Consider the following 722-nt stretch of genomic DNA (forward strand, 5'->3'; position numbering starts at 1 on the left):
CGCAGTGGTCTTGACCCTGCGCTTCTTTTGAAATCCGAACAGGTTCTGGGCCCGCATCAAACTAGCCACTCTCTTGCGATTGATGCGCTTAGCCGGAGGTGTAGTGCCGTTGTCGCGCTTGCGGTCGTTGAGTTCAGCAGTGATGCGACGAGCGCCCCAGATGCCGTTTTCAGCGTCGAAAATGGCCTGGATCTCCGCGGCCACCACAGCGTCATCTACAAGGCGCGCACGGCGCCGTGGAGCCGAGTTCTTCCACTTGTAATACGAAGACCGATTTAGCCCCAGGACTGTGCACATCCGCTTGACCGAGTAGTCGGCGAGATTGTCGTCAACGAACTGGAAGCGGATCACCAGGTCGTCTCTTCCGCAAAATACTTCGCGGCCTTACGCAGAATATCGCGCTCTTCACGAAGCCTTTTGTTTTCGCGTTCTAGCTGGCGGATTCTTTCCGCATCAGCAAGCTTTTCTACGGGTGACGCTGCATCTTCATCCTTGGCGACGTTAGTGCCGAATTGCTTATACCAGTATCCCAAAGTCGAGCGATTGATTCCGAGTTCTTCTGCGACCTTGCGCATTGAGGTATCCGGGTTCGACTCGAACATCGCGACGGCGTCGCGCTTGAACTGTTCCGCGTAAACCTTGCGGGGCATGGTGGTAGATTACCTTCCTTCCCAACCACACTGGCTGGAATCAGAGGTGTCTACCTAACGGGGGTCAGGTCC

Annotated in this window: 2 protein-coding genes; both read right to left on the reverse strand. The window is 55.7% G+C overall.

The features are described 5' to 3' along the window. Positions 1–351: IS3 family transposase (locus HMPREF2559_RS08725; RefSeq protein ID WP_148138802.1), on the reverse strand; the 351-nt coding region annotated here is incomplete at its 3' end. Continuing rightward, positions 348–650 (reverse strand): IS3 family transposase, encoded by a 303-nt coding sequence (locus HMPREF2559_RS08730; protein ID WP_070540343.1) that lies wholly within the window; start codon positions 648–650, stop codon positions 348–350. The genes HMPREF2559_RS08730 and HMPREF2559_RS08725, both read right to left, overlap by 4 nt. Positions 651–722: the final 72 nt, after the last annotated feature.

This window comes from Corynebacterium sp. HMSC072G08 (genome assembly GCF_001809185.1).
Lineage (GTDB): Bacteria > Actinomycetota > Actinomycetes > Mycobacteriales > Mycobacteriaceae > Corynebacterium > Corynebacterium phoceense.

Excerpts from the sequence above, each read along its gene's own strand:
- HMPREF2559_RS08730 (WP_070540343.1), bottom strand. The coding sequence starts at position 650 with ATGCCCCGCAAGGTTTACGCGGAACAGTTCAAGCGCGACGCCGTCGCG.